Consider the following 20699-nt stretch of genomic DNA (forward strand, 5'->3'; position numbering starts at 1 on the left):
TCACTAGGGTGGGGAAGAGGCACAGCCTGGCGCCGCGCGCCCCCGGCGCACACCACCTTGCAGACACACGTGAGGAAGCAAGACGATCTGACCGTCCGACACGAAAGGTCCCGAGAATGGCAGTTGGCCCCACCACCCGCAGGCGTCAGTTGGGCGCCGATCTACGCCGCCTACGCGAGCTCAACGGGCTGACCCTTGAAGAAGCAGGCACACGGGTCGGCATCTCCAAGGCAACGCTGAGCCGCTACGAGACCAAGGAAGGCTCGGTCAAGTGGCCGGCCGTGGACGCCCTTTGTCGTGAATACGGCGCATCCGACGAGGAACGTCTCGCCCTGGTCGAACTGGCCAAGGGGGCCAAGATCCAAGGCTGGTGGCGGTCACTCGCCGACCCCATCCCCGAGTCCATGAACCTCATGCTCACGCTTGAGGACGAGGTCGTTCGCGAGGACCACTACGCCTGCGTGTACATCCCCGGCCTCCTCCAGACTCGCGACTACGCCGAGGCCGTCCATCGGGCATCCGAGATGCACTGTCCGGAGCGGGAAGTGCAACACATGGTCGACATCCGCATGAAGCGACAAGAGCTCCTTCAGCGGCAGAACCCGCCACACATCTGGTGCGTGATCGACGAGGCCGCCATCCGACGCATGGTCGGGGGGCATGACGTCATGCGCGCCCAGCTCCGGCACGTGCTGTCCATGTCGGAGCTACCGCATGTCACGGTGCAAGTACTGCCGTTCTCAACAGGAGCTCACGCTGCTGCCGTTGGCAGCTTCGTGGTCCTGTGTGGCCCGAATCCCAACTTGGATGTCGTGTACGTTGACATCCTCGGCGGCGGGCTCTTCATGGAGAAGCCACAGGAACTGGAGCGGTACAGGTTGGCGTTCCAATACCTCAAGGCGCAGGCGCTCGATCTGAAATCCTCGGTACAGCTGATCCACCGCATAAACAAGGAGTTGTGATGCCCATACAGCCCGAGCCGCAGTGGTTCAAGTCCTCATACAGCGGGGGCAGTGGGACCGAGTGCCTGGAGGCGGCCTTCCTCCAGGAAGGTATGGCAGTGCGGGACAGCAAGGACTCATCCGGCCCTCGACTGTCCTTCAGCGCCAAGGCCTGGGCTGACTTCGTGACGGTTGTACGAGGGGTCAGCCCCCACGGCGACCCCACCGCGCTGCGTTAGCCGCTGTGAGCCCAACGGCTCCCGCTGGGCCACACTTCGAGTGCTATTTCGGCTAGCGCCGCCTGCCGCGCCTCGATGCCCTCGACTCGCCATTGCCCGATCTGCCCATCCCACAGTTTCTCAATGTTCGTGTGGGAGGAAACCATCAATGCCGAGCTTGAATAGAGGTGCGCCTTTTGTGGAAAAGCAGCGCCAGACAGAGACTGGTTCTTTTTCCCCGCCAGAAGAGTCAAGTTACCCAATCGGCTCACCCAAGCGTCGTGATCCTCCAACTGTAGCTCCTTCTCCGGTTTCTGCGGGTAGATGTTTTCTACGTGCACCTTTCCGTCACCCAAAACGACCTCTTCATGCACATCACTCTGAATGCGCAGATACTGCTCCACTTTCGCCAGAAGGTATCGAGCCTGAGATGACTTGGGGATAGAAGCATCCCGAAAGTCGGCTTCAAAAGTGTCGTCATCCGGGATCCAGCCCAAAACCTTCTGAATCACCCCGTCAAGAGATGCGCCTCGCGAAAGCTCCTTTGCGACACCGAACACGTTTTCCTCCAGGAGAGTGGACTCCCGCCTACCGACCACGGTCCAGCGCACATAATAGCTAATCGAGGCTTCTATCAGAGTTTGCAACTCGAAGTAAGTGAAGCGTCCAGAAGCGGCCAGCAGGAGCGGATAAAGAGCATCCGCACTCATCGCTTTCACCTCACCAAGAGACGCATCGAAGTTTACGTCTCCCGTGCTACCAGTTATGAGTTCGGCATACCTACCAGCAGCCCCTTCGAGTTCGGCAGAGAATGCGCCAACTCCGTATTCTTGCGGCCGCTTGTCGAATTGACCGCTCAGATCTTTGCGGATAGTTGCATACAGGCTATGCGATCTCACATCACCGTGCTTTGAGACCCAGAAGTGACGCAAGAATTTCTCGATCTCCTCTCGCCGATCGAACCCGTCGAGAAGAGATCTCCACGCATCATTCACCCGGGATTTTTCGTGATCGCTCCTACTCTTCTCCATCAGGAAGTTTCGCACCAGGTCAACAGTAGAGAGATCTTTACCGCGTGAATTAATGGTCTCGAACACCTCGTTAGCATCGCTGGAGGAAGGCGTCTGAATCTCAACGAAGACCAGACCGTTAATCAAGCACTCGCGCAGGGAATCCAGGTAGTCCAAGCGCGCCTCATCATCCGGGTACGCCTGCAGGCAAGCAGCGATCTTCGATCGAAAGTTACTGTAGGCATCCAGCATTAGTTTGTGTGAAGGGCGGGTAGGGCTCTCAATCCGTGGGCACTCCCCAGTGATTTCGCTCCAATCCTGGATCCTGTCACGGAAGAAGTCGCGATCAAACAACGACAACACCAGAAAGTACTCCATGGGCTCCTTACGCCCTGACTTGCGCGCAATGTAGTCCCGCTGGATATTGTTCGCGCTTGAGATGCTCTCCGGAGACTTCATTCCCCAGAGGGTGTCCCTGATTACTGCTATCAGGATGGTGGAGGTCGTCAATCGCTGCTGACCATCTAGAAGAGAGCGACCCTGGACGGAGTCGGCGGTTATCGTTACCACAGGGCCTATGAAGTACTCAGACGCTGACTCTCGGCCGCTTTCCCGCCCCTCTTTGAACTTCACGATGTCCGACCAGAAGACATCCACTTCCTTCTTTGTCCACGCGTATTGACGTTGGCTATCATCAGGAACAGTGACGACGGGATTGTTGGCGCCGATCAACTGACCGAGGGTCTGGCGTGCCGCCTGCTTGATGATGGCCATCGGGGGACCTCCGCTCGACTCGGGAAGCCCGAGCGTACCGCTGAGACGTCACCAGCGTGACGAAGGGGGAGGATTTGCGAAGGATCTCCGATATTGCAACCTCTTATTCGCCGGAGCTAACTGTGATCCAGTAGCCAGCTGGTACTTTTGGACATCACGCACCGAAGCCTCAGTAGCTGCCAGCACTGGTGAGGGACATGAGCTTTTCAAACGAGAATACGGCCGCACATCACCTGCACACGCTCCTTCGGAGTGTTCGTGATTCAGGAATGGACAGCCACGCTGCGGGCTGGTGCAAGGTCCTGGATGCTGAATGGGGCACCGTCCAATTCGCTCGGCGCCACTCTGAGGTGGTTACGCTACTGCAGATGACGATTCGACAGCTAGATGCCCTGCCCGAGAGATCTCGTCTGCGGTGTGAGCGATACGTGGACGCATGGTGGAGCGCTGTCATGCAGCCAGCTATCAACTGGTCGGATACCAATCGACCTACCCACAGGATTATTGACGAAGATAAGCTTGACCACCTGGAATCCACAGCCGAGCTGATCTCAGGGAATCTCGTGGGGTCAGCCGCTGCCCCTCGGAGTGCAGACCTCGACGAAATGGCGAGGCAGTGTCACGAGTGGATTGATCTACTCACCTCCATGGGTGAAGAGGAGATCAACGGGCCACTGCGAGACGGGTTGATTTCCCAGGTCCGCCACTTGATCTGGCTTATCGAGAACGTCGACTTGTTCGGTGGTGCCCGAGTTGCCGAAGAAGCCAGCACCGTCATTGGATCGCTCACTCAAACTGGGGCGACGCTAGTAAACGTGCAGCCAGATAATGCTAGCCGGTGGAAGACCGCATTTCTGGGCCTGGTAGCGGCCTGTATGGTCTTCAATCAGGCGGTGCCGATCTTCCAAGAGTCGATCACCACCGGCGAGGCCATCGTCAAAGAAATCACTGGCGTCGTGGGAAGTCTTCAGAAAGATGAGTAGCGGAAGGTTCACGGCTGGCAACGGGTGAGTTCCTGCTCGATGCCAGCCGCGATAACCGGCCAGGGCGCGCGAAGCGGTGCAATCGTCGACCAGTATTGATGAGATGCGCGAACCGCAGCGCTCACGCCAAGGCCGACAGACTCGGGCGCCAGCGTGCCAAGCACCCGGCGGGTTATCCCACCCGCACCCCGGGCCTCGGGTGTGATGCCGTTGCCGAGCAGGAGTGTCGCTGTGCGGATTGCGTCCAAGGCGGAGTGAGGGGCCACTCTGGCCAGTGCGCCGAAGACGAGGTCGTTCCAGTTTCGAAGCGTCCGGGCCCAGGCCAAGCGTTCAAGTCCCGTGCCGAGATCAACGGCCATGCGCTGAGGGTTCTCCACGTTCCACAGGAGCACGATGTCGCCAAGTGTGATGTCCAGGTGGCGGAACATCAGGGTCACCCCGGCCACCTGCCGACGGTGCCAGATCTTCAACTGGCCGTAGACGCTTATGTGTCGGGCATGGAAACCGAGTCTGGAGAGAACGTAGAGCCAGTCGTCCAAGATGTCGGCGTACTCGTCGATGGTCTGGATTGGCTGGACGCGGGACACGTTGACGAACGACGTCAGATAACCGTCGAGGAGTTCCCCGTCCCGGTTGCGCTCGCCAGTGAATCGGACCACCGGTTGAGGTAGGAACCCGCTTCGGTACGTCACCGGGCTGCCGTCCTTGAGGAACGGATCGAGGGCCTGAACCGCCGAGATGGCCAGCTCGGTTTCACGTCCCCAACGAAGCGGAATGCACGCGTCGCGGGGAACACCACGAGCTGCGAAGGCCTCCTCCAACGTACTCAGCAGTCCTGCCCACGAAGGCGGTCGGCGTGGCGGTGCGTACGGCGAACCCCAGTGGCGGTGACGGATCTCCAGTTCTGTTCCCTCGATCGTGAAAGCCCAGCTGGCCCCCAGCACTTGGCGGAGCGCGGTTGCTACCTGAAGGGCCGGCGATCCAGTCAGCATGAGAGGGCCGCCATGGCCTCGAAGTGCCGCGCTGGGTCGAAGCGCTGCTGGCCAACGGCCTGGACTTCGTTGTGGTTCAGGTCGGCAGCTCGCTCAATCGCTTCCGCGAGGGCCTGCGCTGCGGTCTCGTCGTCTGCCTCGGGCGGCACGACGGTCGTCACGCCCGTGCGGTCACACAGCGCGGCGTGGGCACAGGTTCCGTCACGCCAAGTCAGAGCGGACACGGGCGTTCCCGCCCGTACGGACTCGCCGAAGACGGCGGCACCGGCTTCCACGTAAGTGCGTGCGTAGGTGTAGACGAAGACTGAGGCCTCCTGGATGGCGGCTGCCTTGGCCGGGCCACCGAGTTCACCAGCCCACTCCACGTTATCCGCGGCGAAGAGCTTCCTGTGGCGCCGTACATAGTCCTCGCTGAAGACAGGGCCGACGATACGGATGCGACGCCCCAGTAATTGAGCCGCTCGTACGGCGAGGTGAGGGGCCTTCTCCTCGTCAATGCGGCCGAGCCACACCAGGTCTCGCCCCTGGGCGGCCGGGGGCTCCTCCTCGTTGAGGCCGAGGTGAACAGCCAGTTCAGATAATGGCTGGTGGGCTGCGTACCGCTCGATCATCTCGGGTGAGTAGCAGTAGAGCCGTGACCGCTTGCCGTCGAATGCCCTGTCCGTGTGCTGGAAGACCGGGGAGTGCTGGAACGTGGCTACGTCGCACTCCAGCTCGCTCCAGGTTCGTGCCCAGGCCGGTAGCGACGGGTACTCGTGGCCGACTACCAGGAGGTCGTACCCGGCGGCTTTCAGTTCGCGTTCGGCCGGCGAGCCCGCGGTGACGTCTTCGAGACGGACCGGCTTACGGACCCATTCGGGTTCCAGGTCCGGGAGCCATCCCGGACCCAGGAGGTGTACGTCGGCGCCTGCGGCTCGGGCGCCTACTGCGACCGCCCAGAGCCATCGTTCGATCCCGCCGTATCCGGCAGGGGGGAAGGCGTAGCTACCGGGGAAGTCGCAGACGCCGACGAGCACTATGCCTCCGGTGTTCCGTCCGCCGAGATACGGCGGAAGCCGAGGTATGGGACAAGTGATTCAGGCAGGACGATCGAGCCGTCCTCTTGCTGGCCCTGTTCGAGCAGCGCGGCCAGGGTGCGGCCCACCGGAAGGCCGGAGCCATTGAGCGTGGCGACCAGCTTGGGCTTTCCGTCCGCACCGCGGGTGCGGATATTCGCGCGCCGTGCCTGGAAGGTCCCGAAGTTCGAGACCGAGGAAATCTCGCGGTAGGTGCTCTGGCTCGGGAACCACACCTCAAGGTCGTAGGTGAGCTGGGCGGAGAAGCCCGTGTCGCCTGCGGCGAGGGTGATCACGCGATAGGCGAGGCCCAGTTCCTTCAGGCAGGCTTCTGCGTGGCTGAGCATTTTCTCAAGCTCGGCGTCGGCCTCCTCGGGGTCGCAGATCCTCACCATCTCCACCTTGGTGAACTGGTGCTGGCGGATCAGGCCCCGAGTGTCGCGGCCGTACGAGCCCGCCTCCGAGCGGAAGCACGGGGTCTGCGCGGTGAGCGCGAGCGGCAGTTCGGAGGGCGGGATGATCTCGTCGGCGTAGAGGTTGGTCAGGGGGACCTCGGCCGTCGGGATCAGGAACAGCTCACGGTCCGCCACGCCGGTCTTGAACAGGTCCTCCTCGAACTTCGGCAGCTGTCCTGTGCCGGTCATCGTCTTGCGCGTGACCAGGAACGGCACAGAGTGCTCGACGTAGTCGTGCCGCCGCGTGTGAAGGTCGAGGAAGAGCGTGGCGAGCGCCCGCTCAAGGGCCGCGCCTGCTCCTCGCGAGACGGCGAAGCGGGGGCCCGAGAGCTTTGTGGCCCGGCCGAAATCGAGGATGCCGGTGGCCTCGCCGAGGTCGACGTGATCCTTCGGGGTGAACGAGAACGCCGGCGGGGTACCAACCCGGCGCACCTCGACCGCGAACTCTTCGGAGTCGCCATCGGGCGACCTGTCGTCGGGGAGATTCGGGATGGTGAGTAGGAGCGTGCGCAGCTCCTCCTGCACCTGCTCCTGATCAGCCTCGATATCGCGGATCTGTTCCTTGATCTCGCGGGCGCGCTCCTTCAGCTTGGAGATGTCCCCGCCCTGCTTCGCGGTCTGCTGGACCTCGCTTGCCACCCGCTTGGACTCTGCCCGCAGCTCGTCGGCCGAGCGGATGCTCTGGTTGCGCCGCGACTGGAGACTCTCCAGCGCGGAGAGGTCCAGCGAGTATCCGCGGCGAGCGAGACGACGAACCGCTTCGGCACCCATTTCGAGAAGGGCGCGGGCATCATGCATGAGGAGGTTCCTTTTTCTCCGGCGAGTGGGCTACAGCCCCGAAGGTAGCAACCGCCGCACCCCCACCGATCCGCATTTCCGCCGCGCTGCCACTCGCATCTGGATCCTGTGGTTCCTCCCTGGTGACATCGGAAGTCATCAACGTGGACAGCACCTTCGCGATCTTCGGCAGCGCGGGGTCGTCGATCTCCAGGTAGTAGAGGAGGCCGTCAACGGCGAGCGCTCTGCACCACGGCGTGATCTCCGGGGCGGGGATACGGGAGATCCGACTAGCTGTGGCCAAGCGGTCGGTCACTTCTCGCTCAAGGTCGTAGTAGACGGTCCAGAAGGCCCAGTCGAACGCCGCGTCTCCCACCAAGGGATGCGGATCGATCAGGCGCGGGTGACCTCCACTGTCGAAGATCACGTTGTCCCGGTACAGGTCGGCGTGGAGGACCGTTGTCCGAGTGAGGTCCTCCCGCAGGCCGGGAAGGCCCTCGCACGCCTCCGCCACGAGCTTCCGTCCGGCGCCAAGGTCGAGACGCTGGGCCCGTTCACGGATACGAGGTATGACCACCTTTTGGCAGAAGTGGGCCAAGCCCGGCACGTCCGGCCTCGGCCTCCGTCGGCCGAGAGAGTGGAGCGCTTGGATGGCAGTGGCCACCGTCTGCCTTTCGTGCCCGGGAGGTGCGGCGCCGCCGGGCCGGTCGCCCACCAACTCCAGGGCCGCCACCGACAGATCGTCCGCTGTTTCGATGACGTCGGCGGCCGGGCCGTCGGCCCACCCGGTCAGCGCGGCGATCTCGTGGCGGTAGCGGAGCCGCTCGAACCACGCCTTGAGGATCACCGGAGTCCCGTCGGGTGTCGTGGCCAGCGCGATGGCAGAGGCGTGTCCCGCGTCGTGGTAGCCCTTCACCGAGAGCTTCCAGCGCTCCGCCGCCTCGGCCAGGAGGGACGGGGCGGCCTGCAGCCATGGCTCAGCTGAGGGACCGTAGTGGTCGAGAAGGCGCTGCCTGCAGCCCGGCGGCACTTCTCCGAGTGTCTGCGTGGCCATCAGCTCAGCACAATCCCGCCGGAGACCAGTTCGTCCGTGAGGGCGGGGAACCCGTCGAGGGTTTCGGCGACGAGCGCCTGGACCTTGTCGACCTGCACGTCCGGCGAGGAGAGCCGGACCAGGATGCGCCAGGGCTGGTCGAGCCGCTGCCCCGTGGTGCTGATGAGGTGGACCTCCGCGTGCCCGTCGGTCGTCTCGTGCAGGCGGTGTGCGAGACGCTGCGCGGCGATGTTGTAGAGCTTGCCGACGTGGTAGACGGGGTTCTTTCCGTTGGCGCCCTCCAAATTCATCGGGCGTAGAGGAGTGATGAGGCCGTTGACGCGGTTGCCCCTCCCCACCACTCCTTCGTCACCCGACTCGATCGAGCTGCCGGTGTATGTCAGGTAGAGCTCGTCCTTCTCCGGTATGTCACGGGCGTTCAGCCGGAAACGGGCCTCGGCGCCGGGCAGCCGGAGGCCGGCGAGTTGGTGGCACTCGGCGAGAACTGTCTCAGTGTTGCTGATGTATTCCGCCCGGCTGCCGACGTGCCGCGACTTCTGTGGCACGCACAGAACGATGTCGGCGCTCTCTCCGTCCCAGTAGCCCATGAGCTTGACGTCGGAACCGCACCAGGCGTGGGACCGGGTGAAGTCGCTCAGTCCGGAGAAGTGATTCACCAACTCGCGCATGAACGACTCGAAGGGACTCTCCGGCGCCCAACCGGTACCGAGTGACGTGTCGTTCGAGAACCGCACCTGGCGCTCCCGAAGGTCGTCGACGGACCGGGGATTGAACCATCTGGTCCTGTCCGGAACCGCGTCGCCGGTCAGCACGGCGCCGGGGCTCGAATTGCTCGTGATGTTGAACGAGAAGTCGAGGTGGCCCGAGACCTCGGGAAGGCGCTTGGCAAAGAACTCCCGGACCTCCGCCTCGACGATCTCCAGGACGGGTATTCGCTCTCCGCCGCAGGCGGGGGCAGCCCGCCCGTTGACCAGTACCCGTATGGGGGCCGTTATTTTGCCGCCGCCGTAGCGGACCTCGCTCGCTCCGCCCAGGAGGGCGAGCTTGTCGAAGTTGTGGTGCAACACCGCGCCGAACCGTTTCATCGTGTATCGGCTGTACGCCTGGGACAGCCGTTCGGCCAGGTGGTCGGCGAGCGTGTCGGGGTGGCCGAGCCCTTTGCGTTCCACAATGGCGGTCACGTCGGGCTGCGGAGTGCCGGTCTCGATCACTACATGGCTGCGGCCGTAGGACCTGGCAGTACGGTTCAAGGCATGCTCCAGTCTGTCTTGATCGAGTGGGAGTCAGGGTGCCGTCGAGGTACGTGCAGGCCTCGCCGAGTCAGGAAGCACCGAAGGAGTGGAGCGGGTGAGCTTGCTTCGCTGTCGTGGAAGTTCGCCGTGACAGCGCGCTGACGCCGTCGGCGCCAACCCCGAGGCATGCAGGAGTACAACAGGTCGCGGACATCGTGGAATCGATGTCCAAGTAGCCATCGCTCGTTCGTCGTCCTGCCCTACCTGCACCATGCGAGAAGCTTCGACGCCCGAAGAACCAAGAGCCCTGACAAAGTGTCCTGGTTGGTGGTCGGCCCGGTTCAGAGGCCCAAAACGACGGTCACCCCATAGCGCGGGCGGCCGTGTCAAGCACGGCGGTCCACGGCAACTGACGCCCGGCGGGCGCTTCCCGCGGCTCGTACAGCGGCCAGACATCCGGCCCATAGACGAGATGGACTTCGGCGTCTCGTAGCGCTGCGATGTGACGCTTCCATGCGGGGTGGCGGGCGTGGGCTGCGTTGATCCGAGGGAACACCACGACTGGCAGGCCAAGGGTGCCGATGGCTTCCCCCACCTGTGTCAGCGCTTGGTTGTCGGCGACGCCGGTAGCGAGCTTGGCCACCGTGTTGGCGCTCGCGGGGGCGACCACGTAGCAGTCCACCTTCGGATGAGGACTCGTATCACCGGGAAGTCGTGCCTCGTGACGGACGGGCAGCCCCGTCAGCTCCTCCAAGCGGTCGGCCTCGCCGTTCATGCGAAGCCAGTGACCGGCGGTCGGTGTGAGGGTCACGGCCACTCGCCACCCCCGGGCCAGTGCCGGCTCCACGAGCCCGGTCCGCAACGTCTCGACTCCTCCGGCGCTGGTGCCCACAACTCCCAACGTCCGGCCCTTGCTTACGCTCACTGCACCGCCCTGCACCGTTGAGCCATCACGAACAACTCCGACGAACGAGCCCCGCCCGTGACCGGAGACTGTTTGATCAGGTCGCGCAGCGTGTCACGGACACGAGGATTGTTCCGCACGAGCTGCGGTGACACAGACTCGGCTGTGCGCAGCTCCGAGAACGCGTCGTCCACTCTTCCCGCCAAGGACAGCGCTCGGGCGTAATCGATACGGTGCGAGACGCCTCGTTCGGCCGCAATGTGATCCACATCGATCTCGCCGTGTTCCACTACGTAGGAAACGTTGTCGAGATCCAGCTCTGCCGACAGGCGGTGCAGTATCACGTTTGTGGGGCCAAAGGACGTGTGCCAGTGGTTCTCGTCCGAGCCGAGTTGGTCGGCCAGTTCCTCGGCGCGTTCCATCAGCGTCATGACCGTCGAACGGTCCTGGTGCCGGGCCGCCGCGATGGCCGCCCTGAGATTGATCATGCCCAGCAAGCTCAGGGCAGCCGGGTCGCTCTCCTCAACTCTGGCCGACAGCCATCTCGACGCCGTTATCGCCAGTTCGAGTGCGTCGTCATAGCGGCCGTTGGCCAAGAGGGCGTGAGTTCCCGACCGCGCGGCGGAGGCCAGTACCAGCGCGTCCCCCGACTCATCGGCAGCCCTCATGGCCCGCTCGGCGGCGAGCCACGAAATATCGGACTCCCCCACCTTGGCAAGTGTCGTGGCTGCAAGGTGGTGAATACGCGCTGAGACCGCCCAGGAGTCCAGGCGTTCTCTGGCGGAACGCACAGCCCGGTCCTCAAGTCCCTGCGCGGTCTGAAGAAGCCCAGGAAGCGCAGCCATCACTTTGCCGAGCCGACCGGCTTGGTAGTCATCCCAAGCCGCTTCGACGCGAGCAGCCACAGGGCCAGGAGTCGGAAGCTGGCTCTCGGCCTCGGGCCCGAACAGCAACCGCGACAGGCGGCGCGGGCTCATCAGCGCGTCCCGGACAGCCGGTACGTCGTCCTGCTGCCTCTCGTCCTCCATAAGCACGGGTCGCCCGAGCAGCTCACCGAGCGGCACCCGGAGCACACGGGCCAGTTCGGCAAGCATGTCGATACGCGGTGGCTTTCGCCGTCCCGACTCCGCCTTCGCCAGCCAGTCGGTGCTGCGCCCCACCAGACCGGCCAAGACCTGCTGTGTATAGCCGCGGCGCCTCCGGTGGAAGGCGATCCGCTCACCGACAGTCAGGTGATCTCCGAGCCCACGCATGCGTGCCCTCCCACCACGTAGGGGCCAGGTCCACGATAGCTACGGCTATGAAGGGAACGGCTGGAGGACAACCACTGGGTTCGCATCGAGTGGCAGCGGCCTCCGCCGAGACACTGCTCACCCAGTCCTCTGACGGAACCGCCCGCGTATGGCCCGCCGCCCCCAACTTCGACCGCCGGGAAGCGGAAGCCCGCGGCCGGGTCTTCCGCGTCCTTGTAGGTACGCAGCTGAGTGGTCTTGGGCGTGCGGTTCCTCCTGGGCCGTAGCTCTCGTACAGCAGGCTATGTGCTGGTGGAGGGGCAGCGAGAGGAAGCTTGGCGCCAGCTGGCGCAGATGGATATCCCGGATCATGAAACGGTGACCGAGTCCCAGAATCGTATGACGCAGTTCCTGGAGGTGACCGCCCAGCACAGCGCGTATCACCTGGAGATGAAGGACGCATACGGGCTCGACGACGACTATCAGGTGTGGGCCTCAGGCGTCCGGTTCGATCCGGCCGAGCGCTGGCCCTGGTGGATCGAGTTGGTCTCGGCAGCGGTGACGCGAGGCGTGGCCGTGCACCGCGCTCGGATCGTCTCGGATCCCATCTCCCTTTACGTGCGGTACGAGCACGAGCTGACCGGTGGTCACAACATCAAGGCCGGAGAGGTCGTGCGGTGGTTGCCGCGCAGGCAAGCGTCCGGTCTGGCGCTGCCCGGTAACGACTTCTGGCTGTTCGACGGCACGTCCGTACTGTTCGACCACTTCGCCGGGGACGGGACGATGACCGGGGAAGAGCTCGTGACCAACCCCGCAGTCGTGGAGCTGTGTGACTCCGCGTTCGCCGCTGTGTGGGAACGAGCGATCCCGCATGAGGAGTACCGGCAGATCTGAGAGCGCCCACCGGCAATCGGATCCGCAGGTGCGACACATTTCCAGAATGTGTCGCAGTTCAGCCGGTACACCAGCCATGCTCGGCCGGCTGGACACCGCCCAGTTCGAGGAGTCGTGCTACCGCCGCACGTTGTGCCTGATGGATGCGCGACGGTTTGCCGGATGACGCCCCGGCCCCCTACCTCTCAGCGCTCAGTGACCGGCCTGTCCAAGCAGCGAGTGCTCTCCACGGCGTCCTCTAGCCAACGCGCGTAGACATCACCATCATGGGAATGCTTCGAGCGCACAACCTTCTCCGTCACTTGACATGCACTCGTCAAATCAACCGAGAGAGGTGGCACGATGGCTTGCGGATCGAAAAGCCTGTGGGCTGGTGAAACGAGCTGGTTCTGTTGCGGTTCCGCGTGGGGGCCGTGCGGCAGCGCCGGCGGCGGCGCCTGCGGCAACTGCCGGTCAAGCGCCAACCACGGCGCCTGGCCCAACGCGTCACAGGCATGCTGGGACATCACCCGGCCCGACCTGTGCGGCGAGAACATCCCCAGACGCGGCTGCGGCGCCGTGATGAACGTCAGACACCAGTGTTCCGGCGCGACGGTGTGCATCACGATCACCGACTGCGGACCGCGCACCAAGGACTGGTGCGGCGAGGCCACCTGCTGCAACGGCGCCTGCCGCACCAACCGCGTCCTGGATCTGACCCCGGCCGCCTTCTCGGCCATCGGCAATCTCAGCTCCGGCAAGCTGCCGGTCTACATCTACGAGTGAGAAGGGACGCGGACATGACCTCTCGTCAGGACGACCACCGCGGCCTGGGCCGCCGTCGCTTCCTCACCACCGCCGCCCTCAGCGGCGCCACGATCGTCGGCGCGACCGCGCTCGGCGGCATCGACGCCGACGCCGCCTTCGCCGCCGAGCCGTCACTCGACCCCGCGATCGCGAAGTCCTCCTTCGTCGAGGGCCGGATCACCGGCATCACCGGCAGCGTCCTGGAGGTCGCCGGCTCCTACGGTGACCACGCGCGTGTCCAGATGACCAACGCCACCAGTGTGTGGAAGGTCCGTGCCACCACCGCCGCGGAGATCGAGATCGGTGACGGGCTTTACGCCCGCGGTGTACCGATGCCCGATGGCACCGTCGCCGCCGACGCGGTGTGGGTGAACATCGTGAACCTCGACACCCAGATCCGCGGCATCGCCAAGAACCGGCTCCACCTCGCCCACGGTCAGCACGAAGTCGTCGGCAACATCCTTACGGACACCACGAACGCCTCGTACGCGGGGCGCGCGCTCACGTCCGACCTGTCACGGTTGCGCATCGGGCAGAGTGCCCAGGTCCTCGGGGCCTGGCGGCCGTCCGACAACTCCGTGGATGTCGTCCGTATCTCGGTCGGGCACTGAGAGCGGGACCGAGGAGGAAGACGAAAGAGATGCTCTCACTGACAACGGGCCCACTGACAACGGGCCTCGCCCCGCTGGTCCTTGCCGGTCTGCTGGGCTGGACCGGCACGGTCAAGCTGTTCAGCCGCTCCGCCGTGCTCCAGGCGCCGAAGACGGCGCTGGCCCGCATGTTGAGCAGCAGCGAGCGAGCGGCGCTGGTGCTGCGCGGCGTCGGCGCCGGCGAACTGCTCATCGCCGCAGGGCTGCTGGCCGTACCGGCGAACCCGGTGCCGGGGGCGGCCGCCGCCGTTCTCGGCGCGGGTTTCCTCGGCTATCTCGGCTACGGGCGGGCGCTCGCCCCGGAGTCCTCGTGCGGCTGCTCGGCGAATGAGGACACGCCGATCACCTGGCGCGCGTTCGCACGCGCGGCGGTGGTGCTGGTGGGCGGAGTGGCGGCGGCCGTGGCGCACGGCAGCTGGTGGTCCACGGTCTCCGGGCGGCCCGTCGGGTCGCTCGGATTCCTGGCTGCCGCAGCGGTCGTAGTGATCGCGCTCTCGGCCGATCTCGACCGGTGGTGGCTGCTGCCGCTGCGTCGGACGAGGCTGCGTGTCTTCGGGCATCCACTCTCCGGCGCCGGGGTGGGCGACCGGGTGCCGGTCGCCGCGAGCGTCGAGCTGCTGGAGAACTCCCTTGCCTGGCAAGCCGCTTCACCTGTGGTCCGATCGGGTCTGCTGGACCACTGGGAGGAGGACGGCTGGCGCATTCTCCTGTTCTCGGGTGTGTACGAGACAGCGGAGGGGGCCCGGCCGGTCTCCGTGGTGTTCGCACTCGACGCCACGTCCAGCCGGGACACTCCCGGCGACCCCGTCGTCCGCGTCAGTTTCCTCGACGCGGACAGCGGGGACCCGGTGGGAGCGGAGCTGCTGAGCGCGATGCCGTCCCGGAAGGCGCTGCCGCTGGCGGGCTGACGCGGCCCGCGAGCGGTCAGGGAGCGGGTCCGGGGGCGTCACGTACGCTCCCGGACCCGTCCCATGTGCGCTCACATCCCTTGCTCATCATGGGAGTTGGCCGTGTTCGTGTCCCCGACACGTCCGTACAGCCTCACGTCCTCTCCGCCACCGGCCGCCGCAGCAGATACACCGCCGCGGTCGAGACCAGCACAGCCATGCACAGGATGAAGACCAGCCCCGCTCCCTCCAGGCCGATCGGGCCCGTCAGGAATCCCACGCCGATCACCGGCACCGAGATACCGGCGTACGCCACCACGAACAGCGTCGAGATCACCGCCGCTCGCCGGTCCGGCGGAGACGCCGCGGCCACCGCGGACAGTGCTCCGCGGAACGACAGCCCCTGCCCGCACCCGCCGACGAGCGCGCTCAGCACCACCAGCGCCAGCAGGTCCCACCGCAGCGCGCCCGCGAGCAGGGCCAGCGCGGCGAGGAGTACCGCGCAGCCGAGCGGCAGTGAGCGCCTCACCCCGACCCGGCCGACGGCCAGTTGCCCGGCGGTCGAGGCGAAGAAGGCGAGGGCGACGACCAGTCCGCTCAGGGCGTGGTCGGTCACGTGCAGAGACCGCGCGAGGAACGCCGGGCTGACCGAGGTGAACACCCCGAACAGGGCGAACCCCGCGAACGAGGCAGTCGCCGCCGGGCCGAACACCGCCCGTACCTGCGGGGGCAGAGCGGGCCGCTGCGGCCGTACGGTGCTCAGCGGCTGCCGCTCCCGTACGGTCTCCGGAAGTCGCAGCAGGACCGCGGCCGAGGCGGCCACCAGTGCGAGGTGCACGGCGAACGGCAGGTACAGCGGCCAGGCGGCGTACTGTGCAAGCACCCCGGCGAGCAGCGGGCCGCAGCCCAGTCCGCCCATGTTGGCGGCCGTCGCCACGAACGTGGCCCGGGAGGCGCCGCCGGGCGGCGCCAGCTCCATCACGTACGCCGTGGCGGCCCCGGTGAACAGACCGGCGGACAGTCCCGACAGCAGCCGCCCCGCGTACAGCCAGCCCAGGCCGGTGGCGGACAGGAAGCAGATGGCGCTCGCCGCCGCGCAGCCCAGGCCCCACAGCAGCACCGGACGCCTGCCGACGGCGTCCGAGGCGTTGCCCGCCAGCAGCAGCACGCCGATGACCGCGAAGGCGTACACGGCGTACACGACGGTCACCGTCAGCTCGGAGAACCCGAACTTCTCCTGGTAGAGGGGGTAGAGCGGGGTCGGCAGCGTGGTGCCGGCCATGCACACGACGAACACCGCCCCGCTGAGCAGACACTCGCGCCACCCTCGGCGATCACCGTCCATGCCGCTGACGGTAACTCCGCGTTCCGCCCCGGCCGGGCCCGGCACGCCACCGGTAGGAGCGCGGGTACGGATACGACTACGGGTGCGGGAACGGGTACGGGTACGGGTACGGCAGCGTCCCCGGTCACAGCGGCTGCCGCAGCAGTCCCTCGATGCGTGAGCGCATGGCCATGGCCCGTGGGTCGGAGTACGGGTTCAGGTGGGTCAGGGCCTCGGTCCAGTGCGTGTGGGCGGCCTGGGGGTCCTTCGGGTGGACCGTGGTGGCCAGGTGGTCGAGTTCCAGGGCGTGTTGCCAGGTGTCCCCGAGGTCACGGTGGACGGCCGCGGCCTGACGGTGGAAGGCGGCGGCCTCGGGCAGGCGGCCCGTCTCGGTGTACGTCTGGCCCGTGCCGCGCCAGGCCAGGGCTTCGCGGCTGCGGTCGCCGAGGCGTCGGTGGAGCATGGCGGACCGCTGGTAGGAGGTCAGGGCGTCGCCGTACTCCCCCGTGGCGCGCTGGATGTCGCCGAGGGTGAGCAGCCAGAACGCTTCCCGTGTGTGGTCGCGGAGGGCGAGGGCGATGTCGAGAGCGTCGTCGATGGATTGTCTGGCCGTGTCCGTGTCGCCTTGTTCGAGTCGTAGCGCGGCCACGATCCGCAGGAGGTTGCCTTCGCCGCCTCGGTTGCCCTGGGAGCGCTGCGCGGCCAGCGCCTCGTCGAGGACGGCGGCGGCCTCGGGCAGGCGGCCGGCGCTCAGGCGGGTGCTGGCGATGTTGGACAGCACGGTGGCTGTTCTCTGGCGGTGGTCCAGGTCGCGGTAGAGGGACAGGGCCTGGCCGAAGTGCGTGTCGGCCAGGTCGAGGTCGCGGCGTCGGAGGTGGATCAGGCCGATGAGGTTGAGCGCGTGGGCCTCGTCGAACCGGCTGTCCGAGCCGCGCGCGAAGGTGACGGCTCGGCCCAGGGCGTCGAGGCCTTCGGAGAAGTTGTTCAGAGCCCTGTGTGCGATGCCCGTGTTGATGAGGAGCCGTGTGCGGGCACGTGCTCGCGAGTCGTCCTCTCCCTCGGCAGCTTCCAGGCCGATTCGGCCCAGCTCCAGCCAGTCGCGTTCCGACGCGGAAGGGGGCCGTGCGAACCACAGCACGGTGGCCAACTGCCAGGCTGCCTGCCTGAGTCCGTTGCGGGTCGCGCCGCGTACGAGGGGGAGGAAGTTGCCGTGTTCCCGCTCGGACCAGTCGACGGCGGCGTTGTAGTCGGCGAAGGCGAGCGGCCGCACTCCGGGTGCGGGTTCCTGGAGCGGCAGGTGGTCCTCGGACGGGTACAGCCACGTCTGGGCGGCGTCCGCCGTGTGCAGGTACCAGCTCACGATGCGCCGCACTGCCGCTTGCCGCTGCTCGGAGGATTCGTCTGTCTGCACCGTCTCGGTGGCGTAGGCACGCAGCAGGTCGTGGAACTGGAACCGGTCCGGAGCGGTCTGTTCCAGCAGGTGGGCGCCGACGAGATCGTCGAGCAGCTGGCGGGCTCGGCTGGGCGTGAGTTCACCGAGCGCGGCTGCGGCGGGGAGGCTGAACTCCGCCCCCGGGTGCAGCCCGAGCAGCCGGAAAAGGCGGGCTGAGTGGGCGGGCAGGGCACGGTAGGACCAGGTGAAGACCGAACGGATGGCCTCGGCCTCGTCATCGATGCCGGTGCTGAGGACGTCCCAGAGCGCGGACTCGTCACGCAGATCGTTGATCAGGTCGTCGAGCCGCATGTGGGGGTGGCTGGCAGCCCGTTCGGCGGCGATCCGCAGGGCGAGCGGGAGGTGGGCGCAGAGGTGGGCCAGTTCTGCGAGCTTGTCCTCGTCGTCCTCGGGCCGGTAGCTCCTGGTGACCTCGCGCAGTAGAGCGACCGACTCCGGCTCCGGGAGCGTCCCGAGGGTGATCCTGCGGGCGCCGTCGCGTACGGCGAGGCCGGCGAGACGGTTGCGGCTGGTCACGACGACGAGGCTGGTTCCGTCGCCGGGGAGGAGGGGCCGGACCTGGCTGACCGTCGCGGCGTTGTCCAGCAGGATCAGAACGCGTCGGTCGGCCAGCAGCGAGCGGTACAGTGCCGCCGCGTCGTCGATGTCCTGGGGTACGTCCGCCGGTGCCACGCCCAGGGCCCGCAGGAAACGGCGCAGGGCCTGGTCCGCCGTGACGGGTTCCCCGGGGTCGTAGCCGCGGAGGTTGACGAAGAGCTGGCCGTCGGGGAAGCGGTCCTTGACCCGGTGCGCCCAGTGGAGTACCAGCGAGGTCTTTCCGGCCCCCGCGGTGCCCGCCACCACGTGGACCAGGACGACGACGTCGCTGTCGTCGCGGCCGCTCAGGACTTCGTCCAGCCGGCTCAGTTCGTCAGTGCGGTTGACGAAGGCGTAGACGTCCGCCGGGAGTTGGCGGGGAACGGGTCGGGATGGGCCAGATCGGTCCGGAGCGGCGGCCTGGTGGAAGTGGATGTCGCCGCCGACGTTCCTGGCCTGCACGACATCGCGGGAGGTCCCGGAGAGATCGTTCTGCGAGTCCCCGGGAGGCCGTCCCCTGTTGTCGTCCCTGTCGTCCCTGTCGTCTCTTGGCGTGTCGATCGCTGTGCCCCGATCAAGCCGGTGGTGGGGGAGGCAGGTGGGCCACCGCCCGGTCGAAGTACGCCTGGACGTCCTCGGCAGCCTCGTACGCGTACCGGAGATAGTCCGTCCAGTGGCGAACGGTCCGGGGATCGGTGAAGCGGATCGCTCCGTCCGGCTGCCCGGTGTCGGTGTACAGCACGCGGAAGAGAGTCCGGCCGTCCAGCAGGTTCAGCTCCGGCAGGGATCCGTCCGCCTCGGCGGAGGCGATCGCGGATGCGGGCAGGACACGGACGGAGTGGCCGCACTCCGCGCTCAGGCGGAGCCAGTGCAGTTCCCACTGCACGTACGGTGTCAGGGGCTCCTCGACCACGCGGATGCGGTGGAAGACCGCGCCCCGCGACTCCTCTTCCCGGGCCTTCCGCCGCAGGGCGTCACGCTCGGCTTCGAAGAGGCGTAACGCCTCCGGCCAGTCTCCCGTGCGCAGCGCGTCCCGGCTGTCGTCGTTCGTCTCCTCGAAGTGCTGTAACCGCTCCAGTTTCCAGGATTCACCGTCGCGGATCGCCGTCCGGCGCTCACGGAAGTCCCGTTTGTAGTCCTGGCGCGTGAGCCGCTCGCCCAGTTCGTCAGGGAGGGCGGGGATACGGAGATCAAGCATCGGGGATGTCTGCCTTCGCCGCGCTCAGCATGTTCCCGGGGATCACGACCAACCGCTCGTCCGGGCCCAGCGTGACTCCGCCCGGCAGGTGCGAGCCGTAGTGGACGGTGAGATCGCGGCCGATCACGGCGACGTCGCCGTTGCTCAACTGCCAGATGTCCGGGCACTCGTCGTCGTCCTTGGAATTGCCGAGTTCCACCGCGGACTTCCCGAGCCGTTTGACGAATAACGCCGACGGGTCGGCTTCCCACGTACGGGCCATGGCAGGCCTCCAGATCACCGGCGTCACTGACAGTCGCGTCAACGATACCGGGCGTGCTGGGAGGTCCGCAGCGTGTGATTTCGCCGGATGGTGCGAGTTTCTCGGTCTGCCTCCGGGGTGTGCGCCTCCGTTCGGATGCTCACGGCTTTCAGATGCCCACGGCTGTCAGATGCTGCTCACGGCTGTCAGATGCTCACGGCTTTCGGGCGAGGCCGACGTACGTGGAGACCTCGGCGTCGGTCACGTCGGCGGCGATCCGGGATTCCTCGGCCATGCCGTCGGCGTTCCAGCGGTGCGGGACTTCGAGGCCGGGCGGGACGAGTTCCAGGTCTGCGAAGAACCGCTCCACCTCAGCCTTGCCGCGCGCCTGCGCCGGGATGCCGGAGGAGCGGTAGACGTCGATCGCGCGGCCGATGCCCTCGGGGTCGAAGTCCGTCGTGACGTGGGACAGCGCCAGGTACGAGCCGGGGGCGAGGGCGCCGAGCAGGTGCTCGACGATGGCGTACGGGCCCGGGTCCTGGTCGTCGGGGAAGAAGTGCAGCAGGGCGTTGAGGCTGAGGCCCACCGGGCGTTCCAGGTCGAGGGTCTCGGTCAGTTGGGGTGCGGCCAGGATGGAGGCGGGGTCGTTCAGATCGGCCTGGACGAACGCCGTGCGGCCCTCGGGGCTGCCGTTCAGCAGGTGCTCGGACTGGGCGAGGGCCACCGGGTCCTTGTCGACGTAGACCACGCGGGAACCGGGGATGACGCTCTGGGCGATCTCGTGGAGGTTGGGGCTGGTGGGGATGCCGGTGCCGAGATCCAGGAACTGCCGGACGCCGCGTTCGGCGAGGAAACGGGTGGCCCGGTGCATCCACACGCGGTTGGTGCGGGCGATGACCATGATGGCCGGGAAGGCGGCGATCGCTCTGCCTGCGGCGGCGCGGTCGGCCGCGTAGTTGTCGCGGCCGCCCAGGTAGTAGTCGTACATGCGGGCGATGCTCGGCTGGTGGGTGTGCGTCTCGGCGTGCGTCTCGGCGTGTGCCTCGGTGGCGCTCATGTCCGC

General features: G+C 66.4%; 20 protein-coding genes. 7 read left to right on the forward strand and 13 right to left on the reverse strand.

Going from position 1 to position 20699, the window contains the following annotated elements; translation table 11 throughout:
* Window positions 1–116 precede the first annotated feature (116 nt).
* Complete coding sequence (locus E0500_RS03105; RefSeq protein WP_131564167.1) at window positions 117–962, forward strand: helix-turn-helix transcriptional regulator; 846 nt, start codon at window positions 117–119, stop codon at window positions 960–962.
* Window positions 962–1180, forward strand: a complete 219-nt coding sequence (locus E0500_RS03110; RefSeq protein WP_131564168.1) for a DUF397 domain-containing protein — start codon at window positions 962–964, stop codon at window positions 1178–1180. The genes E0500_RS03105 and E0500_RS03110 overlap by 1 nt, the downstream gene beginning before the upstream one ends.
* Here E0500_RS03110 and E0500_RS03115 read toward each other — a convergent pair.
* On the reverse strand, window positions 1177–2943 hold the full coding sequence (locus E0500_RS03115; RefSeq protein WP_131564169.1) for a DUF262 domain-containing protein: 1767 nt from the start codon (window positions 2941–2943) through the stop codon (window positions 1177–1179). The two genes, E0500_RS03110 and E0500_RS03115, sit on opposite strands and share 4 nt — an antisense overlap.
* A gap of 452 nt (window positions 2944–3395) precedes the next feature.
* Between E0500_RS03115 and E0500_RS03120 the strand changes: the two genes are divergently transcribed.
* Window positions 3396–3926, forward strand: coding sequence for a hypothetical protein (locus E0500_RS03120; RefSeq protein ID WP_131564170.1), 531 nt, complete (start codon window positions 3396–3398; stop codon window positions 3924–3926).
* An 8-nt stretch (window positions 3927–3934) separates the two neighbouring features.
* Here E0500_RS03120 and E0500_RS03125 read toward each other — a convergent pair whose 3' ends face one another.
* The 7 genes from E0500_RS03125 to E0500_RS03155 all read right to left on the reverse strand — a co-directional run bounded on the left by E0500_RS03125 (window position 3935) and on the right by E0500_RS03155 (window position 11648).
* Window positions 3935–4747, reverse strand: coding sequence for a hypothetical protein (locus E0500_RS03125; protein ID WP_258572599.1), 813 nt, complete (start codon window positions 4745–4747; stop codon window positions 3935–3937).
* Between the two features lie 164 nt (window positions 4748–4911).
* The gene (locus tag E0500_RS44860; RefSeq protein WP_131564171.1) at window positions 4912–5934 is read right to left on the reverse strand and encodes a glycosyltransferase; all 1023 of its coding nucleotides are present in this window, start codon (window positions 5932–5934) and stop codon (window positions 4912–4914) included.
* Window positions 5934–7226 (reverse strand): serine--tRNA ligase, encoded by a 1293-nt coding sequence (gene serS, locus E0500_RS03135; protein ID WP_131564172.1) that lies wholly within the window; start codon window positions 7224–7226, stop codon window positions 5934–5936. Before serS ends, E0500_RS44860 begins: the two co-directional genes overlap by 1 nt.
* Window positions 7219–8259, reverse strand: a complete 1041-nt coding sequence (locus E0500_RS03140) for an aminoglycoside phosphotransferase family protein (RefSeq protein ID WP_131564173.1) — start codon at window positions 8257–8259, stop codon at window positions 7219–7221. The genes serS and E0500_RS03140 overlap by 8 nt, the downstream gene beginning before the upstream one ends.
* Entirely contained in the window at window positions 8259–9509 is a 1251-nt protein-coding gene (locus E0500_RS03145) for a methionine adenosyltransferase (RefSeq protein ID WP_131564174.1), read from the reverse strand. The genes E0500_RS03140 and E0500_RS03145 overlap by 1 nt, the downstream gene beginning before the upstream one ends.
* 343 nt (window positions 9510–9852) lie before the next feature.
* Window positions 9853–10431 carry a flavoprotein gene (locus E0500_RS03150; protein ID WP_131564175.1) on the reverse strand — a complete coding sequence of 193 codons (579 nt, stop codon included), beginning with the start codon at window positions 10429–10431 and terminating at the stop codon, window positions 9853–9855.
* Window positions 10413–11648 carry a helix-turn-helix domain-containing protein gene (locus tag E0500_RS03155; protein WP_131564176.1) on the reverse strand — a complete coding sequence of 412 codons (1236 nt, stop codon included), beginning with the start codon at window positions 11646–11648 and terminating at the stop codon, window positions 10413–10415. The genes E0500_RS03150 and E0500_RS03155 overlap by 19 nt, the downstream gene beginning before the upstream one ends.
* Before the next feature lie 378 nt (window positions 11649–12026).
* Between E0500_RS03155 and E0500_RS03160 the strand changes: the two genes are divergently transcribed.
* The 4 genes from E0500_RS03160 (at window position 12027) to E0500_RS03175 (ending at window position 14865) form a co-directional block, all read left to right on the forward strand.
* Window positions 12027–12521, forward strand: coding sequence for a DUF6879 family protein (locus E0500_RS03160; protein ID WP_131564197.1), 495 nt, complete (start codon window positions 12027–12029; stop codon window positions 12519–12521).
* 561 nt (window positions 12522–13082) lie between these two features.
* Complete coding sequence (locus E0500_RS45325; RefSeq protein ID WP_399118487.1) at window positions 13083–13286, forward strand: RlpA-like double-psi beta-barrel domain-containing protein; 204 nt, start codon at window positions 13083–13085, stop codon at window positions 13284–13286.
* A 14-nt stretch (window positions 13287–13300) separates the two neighbouring features.
* Window positions 13301–13918 carry a cell wall protein gene (locus E0500_RS03170; RefSeq protein WP_131564178.1) on the forward strand — a complete coding sequence of 206 codons (618 nt, stop codon included), beginning with the start codon at window positions 13301–13303 and terminating at the stop codon, window positions 13916–13918.
* A 29-nt stretch (window positions 13919–13947) separates the two neighbouring features.
* Window positions 13948–14865, forward strand: a complete 918-nt coding sequence (locus tag E0500_RS03175; RefSeq protein WP_131564179.1) for a MauE/DoxX family redox-associated membrane protein — start codon at window positions 13948–13950, stop codon at window positions 14863–14865.
* A gap of 133 nt (window positions 14866–14998) precedes the next feature.
* Here the strand turns inward: E0500_RS03175 and E0500_RS03180 are convergent, their stop codons facing one another.
* From E0500_RS03180 to E0500_RS03200, 5 genes are all read right to left on the reverse strand, one after another.
* Window positions 14999–16189, reverse strand: a complete 1191-nt coding sequence (locus E0500_RS03180; RefSeq protein ID WP_131564181.1) for an MFS transporter — start codon at window positions 16187–16189, stop codon at window positions 14999–15001.
* Window positions 16190–16313: 124 nt separating this feature from the next.
* A complete protein-coding gene (locus tag E0500_RS03185) occupies window positions 16314–18659 on the reverse strand; it encodes a tetratricopeptide repeat protein (RefSeq protein WP_309504867.1) in 2346 nt (781 codons plus the stop codon).
* Window positions 18660–18771: 112 nt separating this feature from the next.
* On the reverse strand, window positions 18772–19395 hold the full coding sequence (locus tag E0500_RS03190) for a DUF6879 family protein (protein ID WP_131564183.1): 624 nt from the start codon (window positions 19393–19395) through the stop codon (window positions 18772–18774).
* Window positions 19388–19657, reverse strand: a complete 270-nt coding sequence (locus tag E0500_RS03195; protein WP_131564185.1) for a hypothetical protein — start codon at window positions 19655–19657, stop codon at window positions 19388–19390. The genes E0500_RS03190 and E0500_RS03195 overlap by 8 nt, the downstream gene beginning before the upstream one ends.
* Before the next feature lie 193 nt (window positions 19658–19850).
* Window positions 19851–20693 carry an SAM-dependent methyltransferase gene (locus tag E0500_RS03200; protein WP_131564187.1) on the reverse strand — a complete coding sequence of 281 codons (843 nt, stop codon included), beginning with the start codon at window positions 20691–20693 and terminating at the stop codon, window positions 19851–19853.
* Window positions 20694–20699 lie beyond the last annotated feature (6 nt).

Origin of the sequence: Streptomyces sp. KM273126, assembly GCF_004337435.2 — a bacterium.
GTDB lineage: Bacteria > Actinomycetota > Actinomycetes > Streptomycetales > Streptomycetaceae > Streptomyces > Streptomyces acidicola.